The 26,812-nt window shown below is 36.7% G+C and carries 24 protein-coding genes and 1 pseudogene; 21 read left to right on the forward strand and 4 right to left on the reverse strand.

Translation table 11 applies throughout. The features are described from left to right. Window positions 1–137: 137 nt before the first annotated feature. The 4 genes and pseudogenes from AB8618_RS05965 to AB8618_RS05980 all read right to left on the reverse strand — a co-directional run bounded on the left by AB8618_RS05965 (window position 138) and on the right by AB8618_RS05980 (window position 4,779). Window positions 138–1,460 carry an O-antigen ligase family protein gene (locus AB8618_RS05965; protein WP_409425198.1) on the reverse strand — a complete coding sequence of 441 codons (1,323 nt, stop codon included), beginning with the start codon at window positions 1,458–1,460 and terminating at the stop codon, window positions 138–140. Window positions 1,461–1,524: 64 nt separating this feature from the next. Then, entirely contained in the window at window positions 1,525–2,070 is a 546-nt protein-coding gene (locus AB8618_RS05970) for a hypothetical protein (protein ID WP_409425199.1), read from the reverse strand. A gap of 21 nt (window positions 2,071–2,091) precedes the next feature. Further along, window positions 2,092–4,098 carry an EAL domain-containing protein gene (locus tag AB8618_RS05975; RefSeq protein WP_409425200.1) on the reverse strand — a complete coding sequence of 669 codons (2,007 nt, stop codon included), beginning with the start codon at window positions 4,096–4,098 and terminating at the stop codon, window positions 2,092–2,094. Beyond that, window positions 4,082–4,779 (reverse strand): annotated as a pseudogene (locus AB8618_RS05980) (transglutaminase-like cysteine peptidase). The gene AB8618_RS05975 and the pseudogene AB8618_RS05980 overlap by 17 nt, the downstream one beginning before the upstream one ends. Window positions 4,780–5,043: 264 nt before the next feature. Here AB8618_RS05980 and galU point away from each other — a divergent pair. The 21 genes from galU (at window position 5,044) to AB8618_RS06085 (ending at window position 26,794) form a co-directional block, all read left to right on the forward strand. Beyond that, window positions 5,044–5,940, forward strand: coding sequence for a UTP--glucose-1-phosphate uridylyltransferase GalU (gene galU / locus AB8618_RS05985; RefSeq protein WP_413401748.1), 897 nt, complete (start codon window positions 5,044–5,046; stop codon window positions 5,938–5,940). Between the two features lie 41 nt (window positions 5,941–5,981). Further along, window positions 5,982–7,115: a non-hydrolyzing UDP-N-acetylglucosamine 2-epimerase gene (wecB, locus tag AB8618_RS05990; protein WP_409425202.1), complete on the forward strand. Its 1,134-nt coding sequence runs from the start codon at window positions 5,982–5,984 to the stop codon at window positions 7,113–7,115. 33 nt (window positions 7,116–7,148) lie between these two features. After that, window positions 7,149–8,399, forward strand: coding sequence for a UDP-N-acetyl-D-mannosamine dehydrogenase (gene wecC / locus AB8618_RS05995; protein WP_090492899.1), 1,251 nt, complete (start codon window positions 7,149–7,151; stop codon window positions 8,397–8,399). Between the two features lie 54 nt (window positions 8,400–8,453). After that, window positions 8,454–9,623, forward strand: coding sequence for a VpsD family glycosyltransferase (locus AB8618_RS06000; RefSeq protein WP_409425203.1), 1,170 nt, complete (start codon window positions 8,454–8,456; stop codon window positions 9,621–9,623). Then, window positions 9,623–11,035 carry a lipopolysaccharide biosynthesis protein gene (locus tag AB8618_RS06005; RefSeq protein WP_409425204.1) on the forward strand — a complete coding sequence of 471 codons (1,413 nt, stop codon included), beginning with the start codon at window positions 9,623–9,625 and terminating at the stop codon, window positions 11,033–11,035. Before AB8618_RS06000 ends, AB8618_RS06005 begins: the two co-directional genes overlap by 1 nt. Further along, window positions 11,032–12,255 (forward strand): VpsF family polysaccharide biosynthesis protein, encoded by a 1,224-nt coding sequence (locus AB8618_RS06010; RefSeq protein ID WP_409425205.1) that lies wholly within the window; start codon window positions 11,032–11,034, stop codon window positions 12,253–12,255. Before AB8618_RS06005 ends, AB8618_RS06010 begins: the two co-directional genes overlap by 4 nt. Window positions 12,256–12,335: 80 nt before the next feature. Continuing rightward, window positions 12,336–13,430: a hypothetical protein gene (locus AB8618_RS06015; RefSeq protein WP_409425206.1), complete on the forward strand. Its 1,095-nt coding sequence runs from the start codon at window positions 12,336–12,338 to the stop codon at window positions 13,428–13,430. Next, the gene (locus tag AB8618_RS06020; protein WP_409425207.1) at window positions 13,427–14,023 is read left to right on the forward strand and encodes a GNAT family N-acetyltransferase; all 597 of its coding nucleotides are present in this window, start codon (window positions 13,427–13,429) and stop codon (window positions 14,021–14,023) included. The genes AB8618_RS06015 and AB8618_RS06020 overlap by 4 nt, the downstream gene beginning before the upstream one ends. Then, entirely contained in the window at window positions 14,016–14,654 is a 639-nt protein-coding gene (locus AB8618_RS06025) for a hypothetical protein (RefSeq protein ID WP_409425208.1), read from the forward strand. The genes AB8618_RS06020 and AB8618_RS06025 overlap by 8 nt, the downstream gene beginning before the upstream one ends. 86 nt (window positions 14,655–14,740) lie before the next feature. Then, the gene (locus AB8618_RS06030) at window positions 14,741–15,064 is read left to right on the forward strand and encodes a hypothetical protein (RefSeq protein WP_409425209.1); all 324 of its coding nucleotides are present in this window, start codon (window positions 14,741–14,743) and stop codon (window positions 15,062–15,064) included. Next, the gene (locus AB8618_RS06035) at window positions 15,058–16,236 is read left to right on the forward strand and encodes a phenylacetate--CoA ligase family protein (RefSeq protein ID WP_409425210.1); all 1,179 of its coding nucleotides are present in this window, start codon (window positions 15,058–15,060) and stop codon (window positions 16,234–16,236) included. Before AB8618_RS06030 ends, AB8618_RS06035 begins: the two co-directional genes overlap by 7 nt. Beyond that, window positions 16,185–16,394: a hypothetical protein gene (locus AB8618_RS06040; protein ID WP_418157342.1), complete on the forward strand. Its 210-nt coding sequence runs from the start codon at window positions 16,185–16,187 to the stop codon at window positions 16,392–16,394. The genes AB8618_RS06035 and AB8618_RS06040 overlap by 52 nt, the downstream gene beginning before the upstream one ends. Window position 16,395: 1 nt before the next feature. Beyond that, window positions 16,396–17,478, forward strand: a complete 1,083-nt coding sequence (locus AB8618_RS06045; protein WP_409425211.1) for a glycosyltransferase family 4 protein — start codon at window positions 16,396–16,398, stop codon at window positions 17,476–17,478. Window positions 17,479–17,480: 2 nt separating this feature from the next. Continuing rightward, window positions 17,481–18,674, forward strand: coding sequence for an aspartate-semialdehyde dehydrogenase (locus AB8618_RS06050; protein WP_409425212.1), 1,194 nt, complete (start codon window positions 17,481–17,483; stop codon window positions 18,672–18,674). Between the two features lie 15 nt (window positions 18,675–18,689). Then, window positions 18,690–19,418, forward strand: coding sequence for a WecB/TagA/CpsF family glycosyltransferase (locus AB8618_RS06055; RefSeq protein ID WP_054200728.1), 729 nt, complete (start codon window positions 18,690–18,692; stop codon window positions 19,416–19,418). Between the two features lie 121 nt (window positions 19,419–19,539). Next, the gene (locus tag AB8618_RS06060; protein WP_409425564.1) at window positions 19,540–20,418 is read left to right on the forward strand and encodes an acyltransferase family protein; all 879 of its coding nucleotides are present in this window, start codon (window positions 19,540–19,542) and stop codon (window positions 20,416–20,418) included. Between the two features lie 355 nt (window positions 20,419–20,773). Continuing rightward, window positions 20,774–22,975 carry a choice-of-anchor A family protein gene (locus AB8618_RS06065; RefSeq protein ID WP_409425213.1) on the forward strand — a complete coding sequence of 734 codons (2,202 nt, stop codon included), beginning with the start codon at window positions 20,774–20,776 and terminating at the stop codon, window positions 22,973–22,975. A gap of 109 nt (window positions 22,976–23,084) precedes the next feature. Next, the gene (locus AB8618_RS06070; protein WP_409425214.1) at window positions 23,085–23,483 is read left to right on the forward strand and encodes a 3-phosphoshikimate 1-carboxyvinyltransferase; all 399 of its coding nucleotides are present in this window, start codon (window positions 23,085–23,087) and stop codon (window positions 23,481–23,483) included. A 191-nt stretch (window positions 23,484–23,674) separates the two neighbouring features. After that, complete coding sequence (locus tag AB8618_RS06075; RefSeq protein WP_409425215.1) at window positions 23,675–25,078, forward strand: undecaprenyl-phosphate glucose phosphotransferase; 1,404 nt, start codon at window positions 23,675–23,677, stop codon at window positions 25,076–25,078. After that, a complete protein-coding gene (locus AB8618_RS06080; RefSeq protein ID WP_413401759.1) occupies window positions 25,062–26,276 on the forward strand; it encodes an outer membrane beta-barrel protein in 1,215 nt (404 codons plus the stop codon). Before AB8618_RS06075 ends, AB8618_RS06080 begins: the two co-directional genes overlap by 17 nt. Further along, the gene (locus AB8618_RS06085; RefSeq protein ID WP_413401761.1) at window positions 26,273–26,794 is read left to right on the forward strand and encodes a polysaccharide biosynthesis/export family protein; all 522 of its coding nucleotides are present in this window, start codon (window positions 26,273–26,275) and stop codon (window positions 26,792–26,794) included. Before AB8618_RS06080 ends, AB8618_RS06085 begins: the two co-directional genes overlap by 4 nt. Window positions 26,795–26,812: the final 18 nt, after the last annotated feature.

Consider the following 26,812-nt stretch of genomic DNA (forward strand, 5'->3'; position numbering starts at 1 on the left):
GCTAATAATTTCTTTGCGCGGCATAAAGCCCCGCCTACAATAAACCGCTATGTTACCCTTATTAGTAGGCGGGAGTTTACCGCGCGCATGTTTAAAGTATGTGGGTATTAGGCTCGTAACCCGCTCCCCGCACCCCGTTAACTTTCACTTCGTCGTTTTTTAATTCGCTTTGGTGCCGGTAACTTATTGGTTAATATAGCTAAACATAACACCACTATAAACAACATCGAGTTTGCGCCGGCTTGCAAGGAGTAATCAACCGACGAATGTAGCATCATGGCTACAATGGCCGTAGCACAACCAAACGCCACCCCCTGATAAAGCGCCGTCTTACGCGTTCGCATAGTATTAATACATAACCACAAACAATAAAGCACCAGCAGTCCTAATAACGCTGTGGCAGGAATACCTAGCTCAACTGCAAATTGTACATAATCGTTATGCGCATTGTCGTAGTAGCCAGAGTAGGGCTCAGATTGATACGCAGGAAACGCAGTATAAAAAGTACCGCCACCAGAGCCCAATAATGGGTTATCTAAAATCAGTGGAATGGAGTCACGTACAACTTCATCTCGTGTTTCTGATTGCAAGCTGGTTTCGCTAATACGTTGTTTTACTTTTTCTACATCGAAAATAGCACCAATAATGATTAAATCAATAATGAAAAAGCTCACAATCAGTAATTTAAAGGCTTTAGGCTTTTGCTTATAAACAAAAAGCGCCAATAAGCTCACTATAATTAAGGCTATAAAAAAGGCCGAATTACCCATGCGGCTACGAGTTAAAATAAGCGCCACAATAATAATAATTAACGAAATGCGTAAAATTATTTTAGAGCTCAATAATACTTCCGCCCAAGCACGTAATGTTTGCTTTAAAGTAGGTTTATAGCCGTTATTCGTGCGTTTTAACTCGCTAATTAAAACACCAATGCCTAAACATAAGCATAATGCTAAGTAATTAGCTAAAAAGTTAGAGTAGGTAAAGGTACCAATTGCACGATCTGTATGTTTGTAACCAAATAAAGGACTGACAATATCGGGAGATAAGTTTAAATAACTAGCGTACAAGGCCTGAAATACACCGGCACAAATAACAGCATAAATTAACTTTTTAATTCGCTCGGCACTATTGCAGTAGTTAAATATTAACCAGCTGAGCATGAGTAAAAAATAGGTTTTTAATAACATTTGTTTGGTTTGAAATGCATCAACACTCACGCCAAACAGCTGTATACCACAAACTAAAATAACCACACCTAGAGTAAGAAATAGTGGCCAGGAATAGCGGGGCGGAAGTAGCGCTTGGTTGTTATTTAACACACTGTGGGTAAGGTGAGTAATAAAGGTAAAGCTAGTTAAAATGCCAATAGCTAAAATTGCCCAAGGTCGGTAACTACCTAAAGGAAGAGGGAATAAAAATAGGATCAAACAAATTAAAAAAAATATAAAACGATTCAAAATAAACTCAAACAAAGTAAAAACGCAGCCAATAGGCTGCGTTTAAATATACTTATGGTAAAAACTAGTTACCGACTTCAGATATACCGTTATCACCACCTGTACCACCAGAGCCTGGAGGTGTTGGTAGTGTTGGTAAACTGCCTACTGGCGGAGCAGGCTGACCTACACCTGGGCCTGCAGCGGTCGCTTCAGAAGCGGTGGTTGCATCAACACCTGCAGTAATTGCAGCAAGTGTAATTGCATCAGAGTCTAAACCTGCAGCTGTAAGTGCAGCTAAAAAGTCAGAAATTAACGGGTTGTCTGCACCAAATTGGGCAACAACAGCTGCAACCATTGCATCAATGTCTGCAGCGCTACACGCGGCATTTAGTAATTTCTCGTCTAATTCAACTTTTTCTTTGTTTTTACAAATACGTTTAATTGCTTCTACTAAATCTTCGCGTAATTGCTCAGATGAAGTATCTGCGGTAACGTTATTAAGAATATCAATAATGTTATTTATGCTCACTTCTTGAACCACAGCATCGTTATCCGTTTGTGCATAGGTTGGAAGAGCAGTAAGAGCTGTTGCGCTAGCTACTAAGCCAGCTAAAAGTAATTTTTTCATTTCTCGTCCCTAGGTTGAGTTTTAATTGCAAAATTTTAGCGCATCGGCGCAAAAAGTAAACTCTTTATTTACGCCATTTTCATTAGATTTAATAATTTTTGATGGTGACAGTATTAAATTACCTTGTACCCCATCACATCCCAAGGATTCGAGTATCTCTAACGTTTCAGTTTTTTCAATTAAACAGGCTAAAACTTTAATACCAAAACCATGACAAATATTATTAACTGTTTGAATATAAAACTGGCTTTGTGGGTTAGTTACTAAATCTTGAATATAACTACCATCAATTTTTACATACTCAATATCAAGACCTTGTAAATACCTGAAAGACGTTAAGCTAGTGCCAAAGTGTTCAATACATACATTAATACCCAGCTCTTTAATTGCATCTATATGTAATGAAGCTACGTGCACATTATAGAGCAAACCAATTTCATGTAGTTCGAATACAAGGTTTGTTTTAATAACGGGTTTAGTGTGCGAATAAAGGGTGAGCCATTGTATAAAGTCAGTTGAGTACAACGATGCCTTGCTAATATTAAGTGCAAATACATCATTAGGGTAATGTTCTTTTATATCTACAAAGCATCGTATAATTTTTTTATCGAGTTCTTCGGTTAAATTTAACTTTTCAGCCATGGCGAATAAGTGGCCATTATTTACTTTTTCACCCTCATGAATAAAGTGGGCAAATACTTCAAAATAACATTGAGAGTCAGTTTTATTAGCTTGCTTTACGGGCTGCACTGAAAAGCTGACTTCACCCGCATTTATAATCGACTTAATTAAAGTACGCCATTGGTTAACACTAAATAATGACTCTTTATCGGTATTATCTAATGTAGCATCTTCGCCAATAGTGCAACTAGTATCAAGTAACGACAACACTTCACCCAAGGCAGCGCCTTGCTCAATGCCAACTATGGCTAAATTAGCGTAACCATTAATGTGTGAGCTATTTTCTTTTTGACTTAACTTATCACTCACATCTAAGCGAGCTTTACTTAAAAATAAAACATCATACGGGGCCAATAAAACGAACGTTCCCCCGTTGAGCCTAAATAAAGATGAATTTGGTAACTCATCAGCAAGCTGTTTCAGTATTTTTGCTGCATCAAGTACATGCTGATCGCCATCTTGATAGCTTACAACTTGGTTAATATTATTTAACGAGGGTAGGGTAAGCATCATTGCGGTAATGGGTGTATCGTCAGTAATATTATTAACAACTGAATTAAAGTGGTTTTCAAACGACTTGCGGTTACCTAGCCCCGTTAACGAGTCTATGTATACCTCTTCGGTAAGTGCTTGAGTTTGTTTTGTTAGTGAATCAAACGTACTTTGTAGGTTTAAAACCATGTTATTAATGGCTTGCGTAACAGTGCGAAGTTCTCGAGCAACCGGTATTTCTTTATTTAAGGTAAAACGCTTTCTTGTTACCAGCATAGCTTGGTTTTCTACTGCTTGTAGTGGCTTAAATACCGCACGTAATATTAAAAATGCAATTGCCAGTGATGCTGCTAATAGTAAAAACGAGCTATATAAGCTGCGCAAGGTGTGCTGCCACAAGGTTAAATAAGATTGCCCAGTATGGCTGGTTACATCAAGAGTACCGGCCATCATCCAGCCATTATTTATTTCAGAATGCATAGTTGGTGCACTTAGTTCAACAGCACCTATAAACCAGCTAGGAACAGACTCTACACGCTTAGGGTTTTGTAATTCAAAAACGATGTTGTTTTGCACGTCAGTAAATTTAATTTGGCTATAGTAACCAGAGTCAAAAATAGCGGTTGCCATCGTCTCGGCAATCATTAGGCTGTCGTCTTCTAAATAAGGAGAGATAGAAAGGCCTAAACTGGTAGCGGTGTCTTGCGCGTGGCTAGCCATTTGCGTTTGTAAGTAATTACGGGTTGTATCAACGTCGGTAATAACGCGTACACAAAACGAAATTATCGAAATTAAAATGATCAAGCCATATACTTGAGTCTTTAAACTCAATCCATATTTAAAGAGTCGAGACATAACTACTAGTTCCTTTATTGTTATCGTTGGCGGGCGCAAGCTCACCTTGTTCAATTCGCTCAAGCATGGTGTTCCAAGCAGAAACACCACGACTATTTTTAACCTTATTACCTAACCCTTTCGACTTAGCTAACCATAAACCTTGGCCATTAAAACTATATATAGGTTTTAAATCACCACGGTTACTGGCAGGTACCAATTTTGTATTAAAATTATCAAGTACTAGCGGTATTTGATTAGGTTGTTCAAAGTATATAAGTACCATGTGAGGTTGATTAACCGTACGCTGGCGTACATACATAAAGCGTATTTTGTCTTCAGGGATTCCTAAGGCTATTAAAGTAAAATACTTTGCAATAACATAATCTTCACAGTCACCCATACCCACCCCTAAGCTTTCTAGTGGCGTGGCCCAGTAATCTTTTTTTGCCAAAGCTCGTCATCGGTTTTGTACTTTATATGCTTATTAAAAAAGTCATTAACTAAATGAATTTTTTGCCATTCGCTTTTGTCGGCAGAGTCATCTATGAAACTCAGCCAGTTTTTTATTCTTTGGTGGCCAGCATCACCATAAAACTGTTTGGCACGGGTAATTATATCGCTATTACGCAAATGTAAAAGCATGTCTTGTGCACAAGCAAAAAAAGACACTAATATAATGATGCAAATTCCTACCCGCACAAAGCCCATCCCTAAAAAATTAACGCGGTAATTATATTCCCATTGAAACTAAAATGATAGGTTATAAAAAGTGCACCCACTACGTCGGTAACATTTCATTAACACAAAACAATCTAAAAGGCTGTTTTTTTGTATTGAGCGAATTTATCTGGTGTGTATAATACCCGCCCATACGGACAGTAGCACTTAAAACACATGCTTAAATTTAGCAACAGCATCAATAAGTTTCTACGAAAAATAAAAAGTTAAGAAAAAGGAATTGAAGTGAAAGTATTAAAAGCAGTCTTGCCTGTTGCAGGTTTAGGTACGCGCATGCTACCAGCCACCAAAGCAACGCCAAAGGAAATGCTTCCGCTAGTCGATAAACCTCTCATTCAATACGTTGTAAACGAAGCAGTAAAAGCCGGTATTAAAGAAATTGTACTGGTTACCCATGCCTCCAAAAACGCAATAGAAAATCACTTTGATACCAGCTTTGAGCTAGAAGCTACCCTAGAGGCCCGTGTAAAACGCAGCTTGCTAGAAGAAGTGCGTTCAATAATCCCGCGAGATGTAAGCATTATTTCGGTTCGTCAATCAGCACCGTTAGGCTTAGGCCACGCAATACTTGAAACTCGGCCAATCATTGGTAATAACCCATTCGCTATTTTGTTGCCAGATGTCATTATCGATCAATATAAGTCGAACCTAAAGGTTGATAACTTAACGCAAATGATCGGCCGATTTGAGCGCACCCAGCATAACCAAATTATGGTTGAGCCTGTCCCACATGAAGAAGTGCACAACTATGGTGTAGTTGATTTAGCGGGTAAAAATATTGCCCCAGGCGAAAATGCAGCCATTACCAACATGGTTGAAAAACCAAACAATGACGAAGCGCCAAGCAATTTAGCCATAACAGGGCGATATGTTGTATCGCCTGCTATTTGGGATTTGCTCGAATTTACGCCACCAGGCGCAGGCGGCGAAATCCAATTAACAGATGCGTTACTGCAGTTGCGTCACTTTGAAACAATTGAAGCGTACCATTTAAAAGGTAAGTCGCACGACTGTGGCTCGAAACTAGGTTATATGCTTGCAAATGTAGAGTATGCAATGCAATCAAGCCTAATGGGTGAAGAATTTACCAAGCGCGTTAAGCAATTAATGGCAAATGCATAAAGTTATGCAAAACCGGTTAGTAAAAAAATTAAAGGGAAATCATGGCTATTAAAATATTAAGTATTTTTGGTACACGACCTGAAGCAATAAAAATGGCACCGCTAGTTAAAGCACTCAATGCCGCAGAAGGTATTGACGCAAAAGTGTGTGTTACTGCTCAGCATCGCGAAATGCTTGACCAAGTTTTAGACCTTTTTGAAATTGTACCAGAGTACGATTTGAATATTATGAAGCCGGGTCAAAGTTTATACGATGTAACAACAAATATCTTGTTAGGGCTAAAACCTATTCTTGAAGAATTTAAACCAGATTTAGTGCTTGTTCATGGCGATACTAGCACTACTTTATCAGCAAGTTTAGCTGCGTTTTATCAGCAAATTCCGGTAGGGCATGTAGAAGCAGGTTTACGCACAGGCAACTTAAGTTCACCATGGCCTGAAGAGGGTAACCGCAAGCTTACTGGTGCTATTACAAAGCTGCATTTTGCACCAACGCAAACATCGCAGCAAAACTTACTCAACGAAGCTGTAAGTGCTGACGATATCGTAATTACTGGCAATACTGTTATTGATGCATTATTACAAGTGGCTGATAAAGTAAAAACCGACACCGCTTTAATTTCAACTCTAAAAGCTAAATTTCCAGAACTCGATGAAACTAAAAAGCTTATTTTAGTTACAGGGCACCGCCGTGAGAGCTTTGGTGGCGGTTTTGAGCGAATTTGTGAGGCATTGGTAGAAATTGCAACTGCGCACCCAGATACACAAATTTTGTACCCAATGCATTTAAATCCTAATGTACGCGAACCGGTAAATCGTATATTAAAAAATGTTGATAATGTGCATTTAATCGAGCCGCAAGACTACCTACCATTTGTGTACTTAATGAATCAAGCTCACATAATCGTAACCGACTCAGGTGGTGTTCAAGAAGAAGCGCCAAGCCTAGGTAAACCTGTACTTGTTATGCGTGACACCACAGAACGCCCAGAAGCGGTAGAAGCAGGTACAGTTAAACTAGTAGGCACAGATAAAGCTCGGATAGTGAGTGAAGTTAATAATTTACTCATTAACGCTCAAGAATATCAATCGATGAGCCGTGCACATAACCCTTATGGTGATGGTAAAGCGTGTGAACGCATTGTGGCTAAAATTAAGCAACACTTTAAAGATTAAAATAAAGTTTAAAACTTTTTCAAGGATTTAGTAATGACAATTAAAACAGTTTCAGTTGTTGGTTTAGGTTACATAGGTTTACCAACTGCGGCGGTTATTGCATCGCGCGGTATGAAAGTAATTGGTTTAGACGTAAGCGAAAAAGCAGTTAATACCATTAATGCCGGTGAAATACACATAGTAGAGCCTGATCTCGACATAATAGTTCGCGGCGTAGTGTCTACTGGTAACTTAAGAGCAACTACAACGCCAGAAAAAGCCGACGCGTTTATGGTTGCAGTACCTACACCGTTTATTCACAGCGAAAGTGGTAACCACAGCGCCGACTTAAGTTATATTGAATCGGCAGCAAAAATGATTGCCCCAGTACTTGAAAAAGGTAACTTAGTTATTTTAGAAAGTACCTCACCCGTAGGTGCAACAGAGCAACTAGCTGCTTGGTTAAGTGAAGCGCGCCCTGACTTAACGTTCCCACAAGATAAAGGCGATGCCGCCGACATCAACATTGCTCATTGCCCAGAGCGTGTATTACCTGGTTATGTATTGCAAGAGCTGGTATCAAACGACCGCGTAATTGGCGGTATGAGCAAAGCATGTAGTGAAAAAGCCGTTAAGTTATACGAAACTTTTGTGCGCGGCGAGTGTATTATTACCAATGCACGTACTGCTGAAATGGCTAAGTTAACCGAAAACTCATTCCGCGATGTAAACATTGCCTTTGCCAATGAATTGTCGGTAATTTGTGACAAGTTAAAAATTAACGTGTGGGAGCTTATTAAGCTTGCTAACCGTCACCCGCGCGTAAATATTTTAAATCCAGGTCCTGGTGTTGGCGGCCACTGTATTGCGGTTGATCCTTGGTTTATTGTTGCAAGTTGCCCAGACGAAGCAAAAATAATTAAACAAGCACGCTTAACTAACGATGCAAAACCGTTCTACGTAATTGAAAAAGTAGCAAAAGCCGCTGATGAATTTAAACGCCCAGTAATTGCATGTTTAGGCCTTTCATTTAAAGCCGATATTGACGATCTTCGTGAAAGTCCGGCATTAAATATTGTTGAAGAATTAGCAGCAAAAAATATTGGTGAAATACTTGCGGTAGAGCCAAATATTGCAGAGCTTCCAGCTAACCTAGCAGATAAAAATGTTAGCTTAGTATCGCTAGAAAGCGCGCTAGAGCAAGCAAATGTCGTTGTGGTATTAGTTGATCATAAACAATTTAAAGCAGCAGATAAAACAGAATTTGCATCAAAAGTTGTTATCGACACTCGTGGTATTCTTTAAAGCTTAAAAATATGAATAAAGAGTTTTGAATGTATATTAATAAGAATACCAATAATGCCTAAAAAACATATCGCTTTAATTATGCCCCTTTCTACCTATGACTGGGGCAGTAACAATTGCGGCGGCGTAGACAGTGTATGCCAAATGTTTGCAGAATATTTGGTTAACCATGATGACGCTAACTTTAGGTTTACCATTATCGGGCTTGACCCGCAAAGTAAAATTCCTTTCACTGGTGATGCTATTCGTCTATCAGATAATGTTGATTTTATTTGGCTGCCTACATCAAGTAAGCAAGTAAAATTTAAAATTCCTGGTATTATTTGGCAAAATTGGCATGTTCGCAAGTTGTTAAAAGCTTTGAATCCTGACTTAGTGCATACCCACTTTTGGAGTGCACTAATTGGCAATGGTTTTAAGGGGAAATCGGTTGTTACTGTTCATAGCTATAAAAAGATTGGGCGTCATAACTTTGGATTTTTTAATAACTTTCTATATGAAAAAATAATTCCTAAGTTTACTAGGCATTTAGGTGATAAAAAGTTTGTTGTTGGTGACATTTTAAAACAAGCACTAGCTAAAAATAATATTAAAGCAAACATAATTTATAACCCGATAGATGACAGTTTTTTTAATAGCCCCAAACAAAGTCAATTAATTGAGTACCCTCAGGAAATAAAGTTTATAACGTGTGCCTTAATTAACCCTAAAAAGAATATTGAGCAATCTATAGACATCATCCATATGCTTAATCAAAAGGGAATTGCATGCCGCTTAGATATAGTGGGGTCCAAGTCGAACAAAGAATATGCACAACAACTAGAGCGCAAAATTGAAGCGTTACAACTAGAAAAATCAGTTGCCTTTTTAGGTAGAAAAAACAAGTACGAATTAATTGAGCTTTATAACAATGCTGATTGCGGTATTTTTACTTCGAAAGAAGAAACCTTTGGCTTGGTTCCGCTGGAAATTTTAGCTACGGGGCTTCCTTTAGTCTGTACTGAAGTAGGCATACTCGCTGAGCAAAAAGAGTTTTTTCAATCAATCGGTGTTTTGTATATAACAGAGTCAACAACAGTTGATGAAATTACAGCAAACTTAAATAATTTCGATAGAGAATTATCTGTGAAAAAGTTAAAAGAGTTATTTAATACTTCACAGATAATTAAGCATTATAAGGCCGTTTATAATGAGCTTGTTTTTAAGGCTGAGCGAGAACAATAATGTTTAATGCATTACTAAAATATGCTCCAGTGCAAATTTTTGCTGCAATTAGTGTTTTTGCATTAATTAGTATTCATACCAAGTTATTAACTACAACAGAATACGGAATGTTGGCATTAATGCTATTAACGGTTGAAGTTGTAAGGGCGGTAGCTGCCCAGTGGATTAACGCTAGCATGCTGCGTTTACTTCCTAGTAAAACAGCAGACAAACATGAAAATTTTGCAGCGATTGCCAGCTCAATTATTTTTTGCAGCACATTGCCAGCTTTAGCATTAGTTAGCTTGGGGTTATATTTAACAGGTTTATTAACCTTATCTACGTTTTTAGCTACCTTTTTAGTTTTTTTAACTAAAGCTCTCTATCAGTTCTATCTTGAATTAGCCCGTATAATGGAGCGTTTAAACCAATATAGAATTGCCGTAATTACTCAATCTATTATGGCTATAGTAATTACAGGCAGCTTGCTAGTTTATTCTCCTAATATCCTTTCTGCATTATCAGCCCTTGCTTTAAGCTATTTGGTTGCAGGTTTAGTTGTTTTTAAACCGCTTAAAATCAGTATTAATAAGCTTAAAACTGCAGATGCTAAGGTTATTTTCTCTTATGGCTTACCTCTTATGGCCAGTGGCTTAGTTGCAGCAATATCAAGTCGTTTAGACCGTTATTTTATTGCCGACTCATTAGATTTAGCACAAACAGGTATATACGCCGCTATATCAAATATTTTATTAGGAATTGGCGCACTTATTTTTATGGTTGTCGCCTTGCCAAGTTATCCTGAATTAACAAAAAAAATAAACGATAAAGCTGCTTTGTACAAAGCCCATGGTGAATATTTAACTTTATTATGTTTAATTTCAATGCCTGCTTTAGTTGGGTTTTGTATTTTAGCCGAGCCGATAACGCACTTATTACTAAGTGAAGAATATTTATCACAAGGTTCTACTGTTATTTATATTTTATGCGCGGGGGTGTTTGTTTTAAATTTGAAGGCACATTATATAGATCATGGTTTACAGTTCTCTTTAAACACAAAATACCTGCCAAAAATCAGTGTTTTTTCATTAATATTAAACCTATCATTATTAGTTACTTTGATTCCTCCTTTTGGTTTGATAGGTGCAGCGAGTGCTTTTTTAATTGCTAATACTATCGCATTGGTTATGAGCTTATGGTTATCGCTAAAAAAAGGGTATAGATACGCTGTACCGTTGCAGGTTTATAAAATTCTACTTTCAACTTTGTGTATGGCTATATTTCTACCTGAATTACGTGTTTATCACTTTGTGATAATTGATATGTCCATAGTCAATATTATTATTGATGTAGTTATTGGTGTGAGCATTTTCTCATGTGTGCTTGCCATACTAAATTATAAAAAATGTAAAGCATGGGTAATAAATAAATGAAAAGTGAAAATATTTATAAAGTAATGATGTTCACTTTTTTGACGGCATTTATTTTTGGCGGCTATTTACTAGAAAACGTAGGTATAAAATACGTATCAGAAGGCGGAAATCCGTTAGTTAAAATACATATTTCGACGTATATATTAATGCTAATCGTTGCCATTTTTACGCTTAGAAGAGGGATCAATATGCCTCTAACTAGCCTGAAAGAGCTTAGAGCATCATGGCTAATAAGTTTTTTGTGTATTGTACTTGTTATATTTTACGGCTTAATTAGATTTGGTACCTCGGGGATGGCTTACTTGGTTGATACTATGGTAGCCCCGCTTTTAGCTCTATATTTATTGAGTCAGTTGAATATCACCCATAAAAATAAACTATTAACGTTGCTTGCATACTTATTATTCATAAATTCAGTTATAGCTATTTTAGAGTTTATGCTTGGTAGTTCACTGATATCTGTCCAGTTCTCTAGTTTTAGTTATTTCAGATCCGTTGCTTTACTGACTCACCCACTTAATAACGCGTTGATTACCGCTGCTTTGGCACCTTTACTAATGGGCTATACGCGAATTCCTTACTTAATCTATTTTACTGTAGTTACGTTAGCACTCTTTGCTTTTGGTGGAAGGGGAGCTACAGGGATATTTCTGCTAGGCATGTTCTTACTTGTAATGCCTAAAATTCCATCATTTGTGTCTAACGGTTTTAGAGTATCTAAAATACGATTTGCAGTAATACAAGCGCTCGCTTTTTTTGCATCTATTTTCACTGTATTAATAATAACTTTGACTCCAATTGGAGCACGTATCTTAAATAAGTTACATGTTGACTCTAGTGCTCAGGCTCGATTTGATGTGTTTATTATTTTAGACCAATTGAGTTTTAGTGAGTGGCTTCTTGGCGCACCAGCCTCGATTATGCAGAATATTGAATTTTATATTGGTATCAATACGATAGAAAATTATATTGTTGGCTGGATTGTGAGTTTTGGATTAATTTCAACGGTTTTACTTTTAATTGCTTGTTTTAGCACTGCTGGTAAATTGGCTCTCAATGGTCCAGCTCAATTAAAGGTAGCATTGTTTGTCTTATTAGGGGCTTCGGTTACCAATAACGCATTAGCAACAAAAACCCCCGTACTTCTATTTTTTATTTCTTGTTTATATTTGGTTTATTCCACTAAAGCGACTGATGATGAAAAGGTTGGGGTTAAGTGATTTATATATTACGAATTCGCTATTAAAGTTTTTTTGATAAGTGATTTAATAATTTTTTAAGAATAAGTAAGAGGTCATTAGTGAGTGCAATAATTTTAGGTTCTGGGCCCCAAGCTCTTTATGTTCTTCGGTTATTAGCAAGGCAAGGTGAAAAAGTATTGTTGGTTTCTTTAGATGAGAAAATTGCATTTCATTCGAAGTATGGTGAAAAGCTATGTGTTAAAGACCCTCAAGAATTTATAAAAAAACTAAAATTGCTGAATCGTGATTTCAATGAAATGCACATCTGTGGCGGTAAAGAGTTGCAGGCTATTGTTGACTATGGAAAAGAATTAAGTTCACTGTATGACATATATCCTAAACCGTTCGAGCTAATAGAACTCTTTGCCCATAAAGATTCAACTTACAATTTTTTTAAAGAAATAGGCATTAAATATCCAAGAAGCTACGAACCGACTACCTTATATGAAAATGGTGAATTACCAAATCCAATTTTGGTTAAATGGAATCAGGACGTATTACATAGTACTAGTGATGCTAACTTTAAAACAAAAGTTTTTAATTGCTTTAGTGATTTTCAGCACTTTTATACAAGTGTGAGCAAAAACACACTCCAATATCTAATTTTTCAAGATTATATAAGTGGAGCAGAGGATTCTAACATATCGCTACAACTTTCAATTTCAAGTGAGCATGTAGCATACCTTTTGACTAGAAAGTGCCGAATATCTAAAAACGGTTTTGGTTCTTATGTAGAAGAATTTGAAGCTCCCACTGCTTTTATGGATTCTATATACAGACCGATAGTTGAACTCTTAAAAAGTTCTAATTATGTCGGTTTAATCGAAGTAGAGTTTAAAGAATGCGATCAAACAGGAACATATTTTTTAATTGAAGCAAACTCAAGGCCATGCGGCTTAATGAGTGCGATAGGTAGCAAATATACTACCCCTTCTAAGTTGCTCTATGGAAAGGCGGAAGAGGGAGAGCGTTTAAACACAACCATAAAATGGTCATCGTTTTTGAGAGATATTCAATCTTGTATGATCTTATTTACCAAAACTAAATCATTTAAAAAGTACTTTAAAGATAACTTATCAATTTTTAGATCAAATAGTACTGATATATTCGATTTAAAAGATTTAAAACCATTTTTTATGCAGGTAAAAAAATGATTATTAAGATTTTAAAACGATGTAAGACTGACGGCTTCTACAATGTTTTTATAATGTTCTTGAAAAAAGTTACAGGTTTTTTTTATAGAAAAACAAGTACATTAGGTTTTGAATTAAACATCTCAGAACTTGAACTTGAAAAACTGAAAACAGTGGATTTAAAAGATATAGATAAACCAATAGGGATTTTGCACTTATCAAAAGCGGATGTTGCAAATAGCCTTGAAGGTGGTGGTGAATGCTTCGTTGCAAAGGTAAATGATGAAGTGGCAGGTTTCACTTTTTTATCCTTTGGTCAAAAGGAAATCGCTGGATTCGGAGAGGTTTTACTTAGTGCTAATAACTCTGCATGGATTGGCCCTGTTTTTGTTGATAAAAAGCACAGAGGTAAAGGTATAAATAAAGCAATGATATTTTTTGCAATTGAGAAATGTAAAGCAAAGGGAGTATCTAAAATTGTAACTTCTATAAATGCTCAAAATCTATCATCAATAGCCTCTTTCACTAAAACTGGGTTTAAACAGGTATCAGAAGTTAAAACTTTAATGATACTTGGCAAAAGGTATGAGCTTTCAAGGGAAACTAATGACTAATATTATAACAATTGACTATGAGTTATTTGGAAGTGGTAAGGGGTGTGTTTTTAAACATTTAATCGACCCTACTTATAAAATGTTGAAAGCGTTTGATAAACTTGGCACCAAGGCTACTTTTTTTATTGAAATACTAGAAGTTGAAAAGCTGATAGGCTTAAAAGAGTTATATCCAGAAGAGAGTAATGAATATCTGGGGGCAGTTGCAATAGAAAATCAAGTTGCTGAGCTAATAAAGCAAGGCCATGATATTCAGCTTCACTTACATCCGCAATGGTACAATGCCGAGTATGTTAACGGGCAGTGGAAATTAAACCATCAATGGTGGAGCTTTTCTGATCTTCCCGAGCGTTCAACTAAGGGGTCACCCGGGAAATATGAACTTCTAGCTTTAGGTAAAGAAATGCTTGAAAAGCGTGTTAGAGACGTAGACCCAAATTATAATTGTACTACTTTTCGTGCGGGCGGTTATAACGTAGGTAATTCATATGAAAGTGTCAATGCACTGTTAGATAATAATATTTACTGCGACTCTTCAGTTTGCCCTGGTTTTTTTCTAACAGCCTCTCTAATTATGATTTTACAATGGCGCCTAGTAACCTTCCTTATTGGCATTGTGATGACTCAATAATTGTACCAAGTGATAAAAAATCCGTTAGAAGATTGCTTGAGCTACCATTATTGACAATCAGTGTTAATAAACTACAACGATTTAGCTTGGCTAGAGTATTTTCTACCATTAAAAATCGCCAATATAAAAACGTACCATATTCTCATAATAGAGAAGATAAAAGCGCTCAAAATATTGAAATGCTTAAAAATAGTAATTTTGATATGTGTTTATCTAGTTCTATGGAAATTACTCGTTTTAAAGTTGCAATTAAACAAAGACGTATACAAGACCCTAACTACCCGCTAGTGCTAATTGCACACCCTAAGGATTTGAGCTTATTTAGCCCATTTTCAAAAGTACTTTCGCAATTCAATAGTTTTATGACGCTCAAAGAATACACTGAAAAAATGGACTTAGTGGAATGTTAAACAGCAAAATATATAAACTAGCACCAATATTTATCCAAAACAGTATTTTAACAATACGTGGATTTATTCGAGTTAAACTAAAAAGAAATAATTTTTCAGAAGAGACTCTTCGTAATATTCATAGAAATGAGCGTTCGGCGGATAATCTACAATCTTATTCCGACGCAATGCTCGAATCGTGTATTGATAATGCTCTAAAGAATGTTGATTTTTATAAGGAACAAGCATTAACAGATAAATCTATTAATGGCTTTCCTGTTATAGATAAGAGCGTGGTTCGCAATAATCCTAGCGCTTTTATTTCAGATGTTAAGCCTAAAGTAGTGATCAGTGGTGCAACAAGCGGTACAACAGGGAGCCCTCTTAATATTTATCAAGACCTCATTGCAGTGAATAGAGAGCAGGCTTTTTTTGATAGACAGCGAGAGTGGGCTGGCTATAAAAAGGGTGATAAAAGAGCATGGATTCGTGGGGATATGGTTGTGCCCTTTGCTCAAAAACAATCTCCATTTTGGCGTTATTCATATTTTGAAGATATGATTTTGTTATCTTCTTTTCATATTACTGCTATTACAATACCTGATTATATTAAAGCTATGGTCGATTTTGGTGTAGAAGTTATACAGGCATACCCATCTTCGATCGTTGCATTAGCAAGGTACTTAGAGTCTATTGATAGTTACTACCCTAGTAAAATAAAATCAATCCTCACATCTTCTGAGTCTTTATCTGAAGAAGATCGTCACTTAATTGAGACTCGGTTTAACTGTAAAGTATTTGACTGGTATGGTTTATTTGAGCGAGTAGCTGCGATAGGCCAGTGTGAACATGGAAGATACCACCTCCTAACCGATTATTCCCATGTAGAATTAATGCCCGTTGATGCGACAGGGCGACATGAAATTATTGGCACTAATTTTAATAATCATTATTTTCCTTTGATAAGATATAAAACAGGTGACTACGTTTATTTATCTAGTGAGGAGTCATGCCCTTGTGGCAGAGTTTTCCCTATTATAGAAAAAATTGAAGGTAGAGTTGGCGACTATTTAGTCGCAGAAGATAATCAGAAAATTCACATATTAAACCATATCCCAAAAGGGGTTGAAGGGTTAATTGCTTGCCAGTTTTATCAACAAAAAAAGGAGCTGTTCATATCTTTGTTATGGTAGATACAGCTGTTTTTAACGAAAATGAGCGCAACATTCTAGTTGAAAATACTAAAGAGCGTTTAGGTCAGAGCATAGCTGTAACCGTTGAAGTTGTGGACAGCATTCAACGGACTAAAAATGGTAAAATGCGACAAGCGATTTGTAAAATTAAGGATTAAAATGAAGAAAAGAATTAATTTAATGGTTGGGCCAAAACGTGAAGGACAAGGAGGAATCTCAACCGTTATTAACAGTTATTTTGAAATGGGGTTTGTTGACGAAAATAATATTAAGTTAGTTTCTGTGAACAAATCTGGCGTTAGTCATTTTTTGATGAAATTGTTCTTCTTATTATCAATTTTTAAAATTATTTTTTTACTTTTGCTTTATAAAATTGAAGTTGCTCATGTTCATATGGCATCAAGAGGAAGTTATAGTCGTAAGTCATTAATAGTAAGAATACTAAAGTTTTTTAATGTGAAAGTAATACTTCATTTGCATGGTGCTGAGTTTAGGGATTTTTATTCTAATGAATGTTCAGATGACAAACAGCAGCATATTAGAAATACGTTCATGATGGTAGATAAAGTGCTTGTCTTATCTACGCAATGGTTAGACTGGGCGGCGGATACCTTCCCAACAACTGAACATTTTCAAGTTTTGTACAACTCTGTCATTCCTATTGCAAATAATGGTAGTGATTCTCAAATAGGAAAAGTCGTTTTCCTTGGTCGTATTGGTGAGAGAAAAGGAGCAGGGGATTTAATTAGAGCTTTCCAAAAGGTTAAAGCCAAATGTCCAAATGCTAAATTAGAGTTAGCTGGTGATGGTGATATCGAAAAATTCACGGCGTTAGCTTCTGAACTTGATATTTCAGACTCGGTTATGTTCTTAGGGTGGATCAGTGGAGATAAAAAATTATCTGTTTTACGATCTGCTGATATATATTGTTTGCCTAGCTATAACGAAGGTTTCCCTATGGGGGTTATTGAGGCTATGTCTGCAAATATTTGCGTCGTTTCGACTTATGCTGGAGGTATCCCTGATGCAATTGAATCTGATAAAGATGGTTTATTAGTGAATGCAGGTGATGCTGAAGCCCTAGCACAAGCATTAATTAAAGTAATAAAGGATAGAGAGTTAAATGCTCAATTAGCTAAGTCTGGAAAGATAAAGTTTGAAAACAATTTTTCCCAACAAGCAATTCTTCCTCAGCTACAGTCTATATACGACAGCTTAACTAGAAAAGCAGAGGCTGCTTGATTATGACTGACAGCTTTTATTGCGCAAATACAATACTCAAACAAGCACAAAAATATGAATACGCTGGTCAGGATCCATTTGATGGGCTCAATAGTAAACTATTTGAATTAATTCCTCGATTTAAACAAGGCATTGTAGGGCTTGCTTGGATTCAGCTGCATAAACGTTTAGCTATTAACTTGCGACCATTATGTGCTGTGCCCAAAAAGCGTAACCCAAAGGGTATTGGTTTATTTATTTTAGGTTTATTGGAAGACTATAAAGCAACTAATGAGCAAACTTATTTAGATGAAGCGATAAAGCTAGCTGATTGGTTATTGACCCAGCAAAGTGATAAATCTATTTGGCAGTATAGCTGTTGGGGTTACCACTTTGACTGGAATGCTCGTGCTTTTTTTGTACCTAAAGGTAAGCCAAATGTAATTACTACTATTTATGTTGCTCAGGCTTTATATGCATTAAGTGAAATCACCAAAGACAAAAAATACTCAGATCCTGCAATTGATAGTGCACATTTTATTGTAAAAACATTATATAAAAAATGTGATGGTAGGCAGTTTTTTGGTTACATACCGGGTGAAACTGCATTTGTACATAATGCCAGCCTTTGGGGCGCTGCATGGGTTGCAAAAGTTGCTGTACTAACTAATAACCAACATTACAAACAGCTTGCTTTAAATGCTGCAAGGCAGTCGGTAAGCGAACAGGGAGTCGATGGCTCATGGGTATATGGTGCTCGCCATCATCATCAGTTTATTGATGGCTTTCATACCGGTTATAATCTAGAGGCACTTCGCTTACTGAGTGATGAATTACAAACTGATGAGTTTGAATCGGCAATTGCAAAAGGTCTTACTTATTATAAAACACATTTGTTTGAGCAAGATGGCACTGCAAAATATTACAATAATAATCGCTACCCACTCGATATGCACAGTGTTTCGCAAGCTGTTTTTACTTTATTAAAAGTAGGTAAAACGCCAGATGACTTTATACTGGCTGAAAAAGTAATTAACCGTGCTATTAAAACCTTATATATGCCTAAAAATCAGCGTTTTATTTATCAAAAAAATAAGTATTTTACCAATAAGGTTGACTATGTGCGTTGGACACAAGCATGGGTATATTATTCGTTTGCTTATTTTAATAGACAAAAATTGAACAGCGCTAAAAATGCAGTTATTGAACAACTTTAAAAAACGGACTCAACAATGAAACGTATTGAATTTTTAAAAGCACCCATGGATATTGCCACTATGCAAGAGACGGTGTCTTTTATTGAAAGCAGAATTGAGCAAAAGCAATTTTTACAGCATGTTGTGGTAAATGTAGCCAAAATAGTTAATATGCAAAAAGATCCTGTTTTAGCTGAGTCGGTTAAAGCGTGTGAGGTAATTAATATTGATGGTATGGGTGTAGTGTTCGGTGCGCGTTTTTTAGGGCACGATGTGCCAGAGCGTGTAGCGGGAGTTGACTTATTTCATGAATTATTAGCTATGAGTGCCAAGCGAGACTTTCCTGTGTTTTTATTGGGTGCCACCGAAGAAGTAGTGAGCAAAACAGCCGAAGTCGTTAAAGCACAAAACCCAAATTTAAACATAGCAGGTTATAACGATGGCTACTTTTGGGATGATGAAGAAGCCGTGGTCACTAAAATACGCGAATCGGGCGCTAAGTTATTATTTGTTGCTATTACCTCGCCTAAAAAAGAAAACTTCATTAATAAATGGCAAGACAAGCTTGGTGTTGACTTTGTAATGGGGGTTGGCGGTACGTTCGATGTTGTAGCAGGTAAAGTAAAGCGAGCACCACAGTGGATGCAAAAAGCTGGTTTAGAGTGGCTATACAGGGTAATTCAAGAGCCAGGTCGAATGTGGAAACGCTACTTAGTTACAAATTCAAAGTTTGCGTATCTTTTGATAAAAGACAAGTTTTTTTAATCATGACGCGTATAAATTATATTGATAACATGAAGGCAATAGGAATTATACTAGTTGTACTTGGTCATGCAGCTTGGTTGAATGAAGATGTATATACTTTAATATATTCATTTCATATGCCATTGTTCTTTTTTTATCTGGTTATTTAGTATCATCCAAGCGAGAAGTAAAACAATCATTAATTAAACTATTCCAGCGTTTAATATTGCCATTTACTTTCTTTTTTCTTATTTCCTATTTATTTTGGTTACCATTGAACATTCTTGGTGATGGCCAAGCCAGTAAAATGCAATGGTTTGATCCTTTAAGTCGTTTAGTGACATCTAAGGCTGATAGTTTTCACATTAATGGGGTTCTTTGGTTTTTCCCTTGTTTAATCGTTATTTCATTAGCTCAGATTGTATTTTTTTCTGCATTGAAGCCAATATATAGTTTCGTGATCACTTCTGGGGTGCTTGTATTAATGCTGTTAAGCAATGAGCTAATTTCGGAAAGGTGGTTTTGGTCTATAGATTCTGCTGTTATTGGTATGTTTTTTTATCAATTAGGTGTCCTAGTTAAAAGGGTTAACTTTATAAGCTATGCAATGTTTAACAATGAATTTAAAATTTACTTGATTTTGTTATTTACCATTCCAATTTTTTATTATTTAGCGCTATTAAATGGCCGTGTAGATATAAGAGAGTTAAAGTTTGGTGTTTTCCCTCTTTTGTTCCCTCTAATTGCTTGTTTAGGAATATTTATATTATTTTTGATTAGTAAAAAACTCAAACCTAGACCAATCTTCCAATGGCTGGCAATTTCTTCAATAGTGATATTTCCGCTTCATTTAATTGTTTTTAGGTTTTTACATAAAATCGAAGTTAAGATTATTCCTAATATTTGGTATTTGTTTGATTTTCTTCCTTATCTAAATACTTGTATAGCTATTTGTTGCTTGGTTTTTGTTTTTAGGTTCTTAAAATCTAAGACACCGAGACTTATTGGTTTATCAAATTAATTTAGTGGGGAGTTTAACAGCAGTAGTTTTATTCCCACCTCTATCCTTTAAAAAGAGTGAAGTATTTTCTCTTGGCGCATTCATCCTACACGCAAACCTGTTAACCTTGCATTTACATTTATTAGTTATTAAATACCAATATTTTCTTTTTTTAAAATTTAATTTTTGTAAGTTATTGATTTTAACTTTTGTTCTTTCTTTGGAATTACATAATTGGTACTTTTGTAGTGTTTTTTATTCCTTTTGATTTTGTTTGTGTATATAATGCTCACCAAGAGCTTGATGAATTAACTTTCGTTAAACAAATGACTTAAATTTGGTGCCTTTAATGCACTTTTTCATTTTGAGGGAAAAAATGACTAACTCACTACTAAAAACTAAAAAATTAAGTGCAGTGATCGCACTTGCTTTAGCCAGCTCGGCAACACAAGCTGCAGATTTAGGCGTAGCCAATAACTTTTCAGCATTTGTTTTTGACGATTTTAAATCAAATATTGGCCGTGCTGACGGCGCTATAGCGGCTGGCAAAATCGACATAAAAGGTTATAGCGTGGGCTTTTTACGCCCGTCTAACCCAAATGAGTACTACTTAATCAGTGAATCAAGTATCGATTATAAAATAGGGCGCCAGTTTGTTGGTAGTATGATTGCAGGTGGAGGTACTGATGTTAGCTGGAGTGTTCAATGGGGCATGGAACGGAACTCTAAAATAACGTCTAATCAAAACGAATCGGCCATGCCATTTGATTTTGATGAACAAGAGCAATACTACAAAGATTTAAGCGCTGAGTTAGGTAAGCTTGATACTACTGGAACAGTACAAAGCAAATGGGGTGGCCTTTACTTAGAAGGTGATGGTCGTTCAGACACGCAAGTATTTAATTTGGATGCGCGCCAATTTGCTAAAGCCCATACTTTTAAAGTGTGGGGCATACCAGCTGATGCAACAGTTATTTTTAATATTACTGGCGACGACAATGTTAATGTTAAAGGTAAAAGCTTTTGGCGTTTACGCAATCATGCAACCAAAACAGTATTCAACTTTACTAATGCAGAAAAACTAAATATTAAAGGTAACCGTTGGCAGGGGGTTGTATTAGCACCTTACGCTGACATTAGAGGTGTTTATGGTACAGCCAAAATGCCTGTTATTGGCCAAAGTTTTTATGGCTCAATGGCGCTATTAGGTGGTGAGTTTAACGGTAATTTACCGACCGTTGCAGAGCCTGTAGCCCCATTTTCAATGCAACAAAAGTGGAGCTGGAATTCAAGTGACTTTATGCCTGAGTATGTTCAAGTTGTTACTACTCCCGTTACTGCTCAACTTAACGATGATAATGGCGACGGAAATATCGACAACAACGATATTGCTGATGTAATAGTTGTGACCTATGAAGGTAAAGCATCTAGCCGACCTGGTTTGGTTCGGGCATTGAGTGGTATTGATGGAACTGAGCTATGGAATTATGAAAATGGTGGTGTTTTTAGTGACCCACGTAACTCTATTGCCACAGCTGATTTAGATGGTGATGGCATTGTTGAAATTGTTTTAAATGATTATTCATCACCAGTAGTTCAAATTGTTAACAACTTAGGACAAGTCAAGAAAGAGCTCGAGAAATCGGGCAAACCTTTAGGCGCTGTTACTTTAAGTGATATTAATAATGATGGAGTAGTTGAAATTGTAACAGGTAATAATGTACTAAGTTACGAAACCGGTTTGCTCTACACAACTAATTGGTCGGCTGCTTCAACAACTTTTGATACTGATAACAACGATACTCAAGAAGTACTAGCTGGTGGAGGCTTATACGATGTTAATGGTGCACAATTATGGCAATATGGTGAGCCAGGAGCTACGTGGTTTAGCTCAGTTGCTAATTTAGATAACGATCTTAACCCTGAAGTTGTAATTAGTAATCCAAGTAACAAGCTCGAAGATAGTGTATTTGCTGTACTTGAGCATAATGGTAATGTTAAGTGGCAAATAACTAACCCTAATAACTTAGGCGGAGGTGTGCAAGCGATATCTACATTCTTAGGAACAAAAGATTTAGGTATTGTTTACGCAGGTTACACAGCGGTTGATATGTATAACACAAACGGTGATTTAGTATGGACTGTTGCCAATGATGATGAATGGAGCGGTAAAATTGGCGTGAGTGCTTATGACTTTAATGGTGATGGTATTGATGAAGTAATTGTTCAAGATCACTACAAAGTAAGAGTGTTAAATGGTGTTAATGGTGAAGTATTATCGACAGTAGCTAACTCATCAGGAACGCTTTGGGAATACCCAATTGTGGTTGACCTAGAGGGTGATGATAATGCAGAGCTTGTTGTTGTATCAAATAATACTGATTCTAGATATAGCATTAATAATGGTGTGACTGTGTATGGTGCTGCTGATAGTAGCAAGCCTTGGAAAAATGCAACACGTATTTGGAACCAACACTCTTATCACCAAACCAATATTAACCAAAATGGTACAGTGCCAACTGTAGAGTTACCAAGTTGGTTAAATAACAATAGCTATCGCTCTAGTACACTTAAATAAAAAGTACTTTTAGCAAATAAAAAGCCAATTATTTATAATTGGCTTTTTATTATTGGGTAGTTGTTTAAAATAACTGAAATGTATTATTCACACTTTAATTGAGGTTTTTTTGTCAAACCTACAGAATGATCCCGCTATTAGAAGCTTATTAGAGCGAATGCCTAAAAACATCCAAACGACCTTTACCGAAGAACAATTAGCCCATTTAAAAGTAGCAATTGGTGCTAGGCAGTGGGGTAACCACGCTGTTGACTGCAGAGGTGTAGTTAAACTTTTTAAATACCGATATTACTATGTTTTTTTGGCGGGTCGAAACAGGCGAGAACTAAGTGTAAAAGAGCAAAAAATAGCGAGGTTTACTCAAGCTATTATCTTAAGTTTGGCAGCTACGTTTACTATTTTACTTACATTGCTGGTTTTATATTTGATTAAATCCGCATTGGGCATTGATATTTTTGAAGGGTATTCGTTTGGAGTTTGGGGATGGTTTAAGGGGTTATTTAATTAAGATTAAGTAAACTGCGAGTATTCTCTTTTAATACTTAACAAGCAAAGCAAGAGTTAGCTAAAAGACAAAAACATGAATTTTAGTACTTTTGTCGGAATCAGCAATTGAACAAAATTAGCTAATACTATATCATCCCCGTGGATTTTGTGAGGTGCCACTCACACTGAATTAGCTATAAGGAATTAAGCGAAATGACATCTCCAAGGACTTTTAAACCTTCAGGTTCCTCTGATGCCAATTTTTACCGATTATTTGATATATTTGCATTGTTTTTAGCGTTTCAGTGCGCAGCCCTACTTTACAATTTTAAACTCACTCCTATTTATGCCGCTTCTGCGCTTACAGTTGCGCTCAGCTATTTATACAGTGCTGAGCTCTTTTCTACCTATCGCTCTTGGCGCGCTGGCAAGTTTAGAACAATGGTAATGTGTGCATGGGGCAGCGTTCTAATTGCCTTTGCGTTTTTACTGATTATTTCTTTTTTATTTAAGTTTACCGAGTCGCTCTCTCGAGTGGGAATAGCTATTTGGTTTACGCTAAGTGTTACGTTTTTATATATGTGGCGCTTGGGTGTTTATTTGTATAAGCGTAGTCGCCGTAAATTAGGCTTATCTCAACGTAATGTTGCCATTATTGGCGCAACAGAATCTGCTGCATACTTACATACTGAAATTGTTAAACACGATGAGTTAGGTTTTAACTTTAAAGGTTTTTATGACGATAGAAACCCTGAACGCTTGTTTGAACAACTGGAACACCAAGGTGTTGAAGGAACAATACAAAGCGCTGTAGATGCAGCTCGACAGGGTGAAATAGACATTCTTTATATTGCACTGCCTATGAAAGCGCAAAAACGCATTGCTGATATTTTATTGCAGCTAGGTAATACCACGGTAGATGTGCACGTAGTGCCCGACTTTTTACTCTCAAACTTAATACATGCTCGTATTGAACACGTGGGTGATGTAGACACACTAAGTGTATTTGAAGCACCATGCATTGGCGCCCATGAATTTATTAAACGCACAGAAGATATAGTAGTTTCAGCCATTATTGTTACCTTAATAACCCCGGTTTTATTAGCGATTGCAGCTGCAATAAAGCTGACATCTAAAGGGCCCATAATTTTTAAGCAAGACCGCTACGGTTTAGATGGGCAAAAAATAAAAGTGTGGAAGTTTCGCTCTATGACAGTGACCGAAAACAGCGATGTGGTGACTCAGGCAACTAAAAACGATGCTCGCATAACACCGTTAGGTGGCTTTTTGCGCCGCACTAGCCTTGATGAGCTACCACAGTTTATAAATGTTTTAAAAGGCGATATGTCTATTGTTGGCCCTCGCCCCCATGCGGTTGCGCATAATGAAGAGTATCGCCAAAAAGTAGAATTTTATATGTTTAGGCATAAAACTAAACCGGGTATTACCGGTTGGGCACAAATTAATGGCTGGCGCGGCGAAACCGATACACTTGATAAAATGGCTAAGCGAGTTGAATACGACTTACATTACATTAAACATTGGTCTTTGTGGTTTGATGTGAAAATAATTTTTATGACAATTTTTAAGGGATTTAAAAGTGAAAATGCGTACTAATACAATTACCGCTTTACTCATTGCGTTAGGGGTTTCTGCACCTGTATCGGCAGTAGAACTACAGCCTGGCAGTGTAATGACTAAAGATGGCGCTGAAGTTACGCCAATGCTGCAGCTTGGTGTAAGTAGTAACGATAACTTCTTCAGCACTCCAGAAAACACCGAGTCGCGTTTAATATGGAACATAGCGCCAAGTTTAAATGCCTTAATTGAAGATGGCCCCGACAGCTATAAACTTGATATAGCGTCAAGCACGTCGTTTCATAATAAAGACACTACTGATAATTTTACTCAAGTTAATGTTGGTGCGGGTGTACACAAAGAATTTACTAGCCAACACCGCTTAGATGTAACTGGTAATGCTGACTGGTTATACGAGCCACGCGGTGCGGGTTTAACTGAAGGTCAAGGTAATGTTGTTGATGAGCTCGTTCATTACCAGCAGCAAAACCTAACAGCTCGCTATGAATACGGTGCTGTTAGCTCTAAAGCAATGTTTGCTTTAACCGCAGGTTATTATAATAAAAATTACCAAAACTTTACGGCCATATCGCAATTTCGTGATTACGATAAGCCTATGCTAGGCATTACAGGTTATTATAATACTCAAGCAGGTACGCGTGCCTTTTTAGAGGTAAAGCAAGAAAACTATCAATACGATGTAATTGACTCAAACGGTATTTCCCGTGATTCAAATGACGTTAAAGTATTATTAGGTATGGAGTGGGAAGCAACAGCGGTTACTACTGGCTCGTTTAAAGTGGGTTACCAAAATAAAGATTTTGAGTCGAACCAGCGTGATAACTTTAGTGGCTTAAGTTGGGAAGCTGCTGCAGTTTGGAAGCCGTTGAGTTATTCAACCTTGCAACTAGTTACCAGCCGTGCAGCCAAAGACCCTTTAGTGCAAGGCGATTACATTCGTGAAAGTGTTTACGGTGCAACATGGCAGCATGATTGGAGCGAATATTTAAGCTCTGTAGTAAGCGCTAATTATGTTGACCAACAGTACTCAGGTAACTTTAACCGAAAAGATAAAGTTAAAAATGCCCGCCTAGGCTTAAATTATTTAGCTAATAACTTTGGCATGCTAACAGGTTATGTTGAATTTATTGATCGTAATTCAACTCAAGCTGATATTGAGTTTGATCGTGTTATTGTTGGTCTTAACTTTACATTTGCATTAAAGGGTAATGAATGAAGGTTAAAATTTTAGTTTGCCTAATATTATTATTCAGCTTTGGTAGTTTTGCGAGTGATTCGCAAAACTACATATTAGGCGCAGGTGACAAAATAGAAATTAAAGTGTTTGGTCAGCCAGACTTAAATGTAACCTCACTGCTTGGTAATAGCGGTGAGATTAACTACCCGTTTTTAGGTAAGGTTAAACTAGTTGGCTTAAGCGTTTCGCAAGTTGAACAAACAATAATTAGTGGTTTACAGCCTGATTATTTAGTTAACCCTAATGTGTACGCGCAAGTGGTAGAATACCGCCCTTTTTACATACATGGTGAAGTTAAAAAGCCAGGTGGTTACCCTTACCAACCTGCTATGACGGTAAACCAAGCGATAGCTCTTGCCGGTGGATTAACCGAGCGTGCCTCGGTTGATAAAATATTTATTTTTAAAGAGCAAACCAAACAGCAGCAACAAAAAGGTAGTTTAAATAGCCAAATTGCAGCGGGTGACACCATAAAAATAGAGCAACGCTTGTTTTAAGCGGTTTAAGGCAGTAAT

The sequence above is a fragment of the Pseudoalteromonas sp. RW-H-Ap-1 genome, assembly GCF_048318575.1.
GTDB lineage: Bacteria > Pseudomonadota > Gammaproteobacteria > Enterobacterales > Alteromonadaceae > Pseudoalteromonas.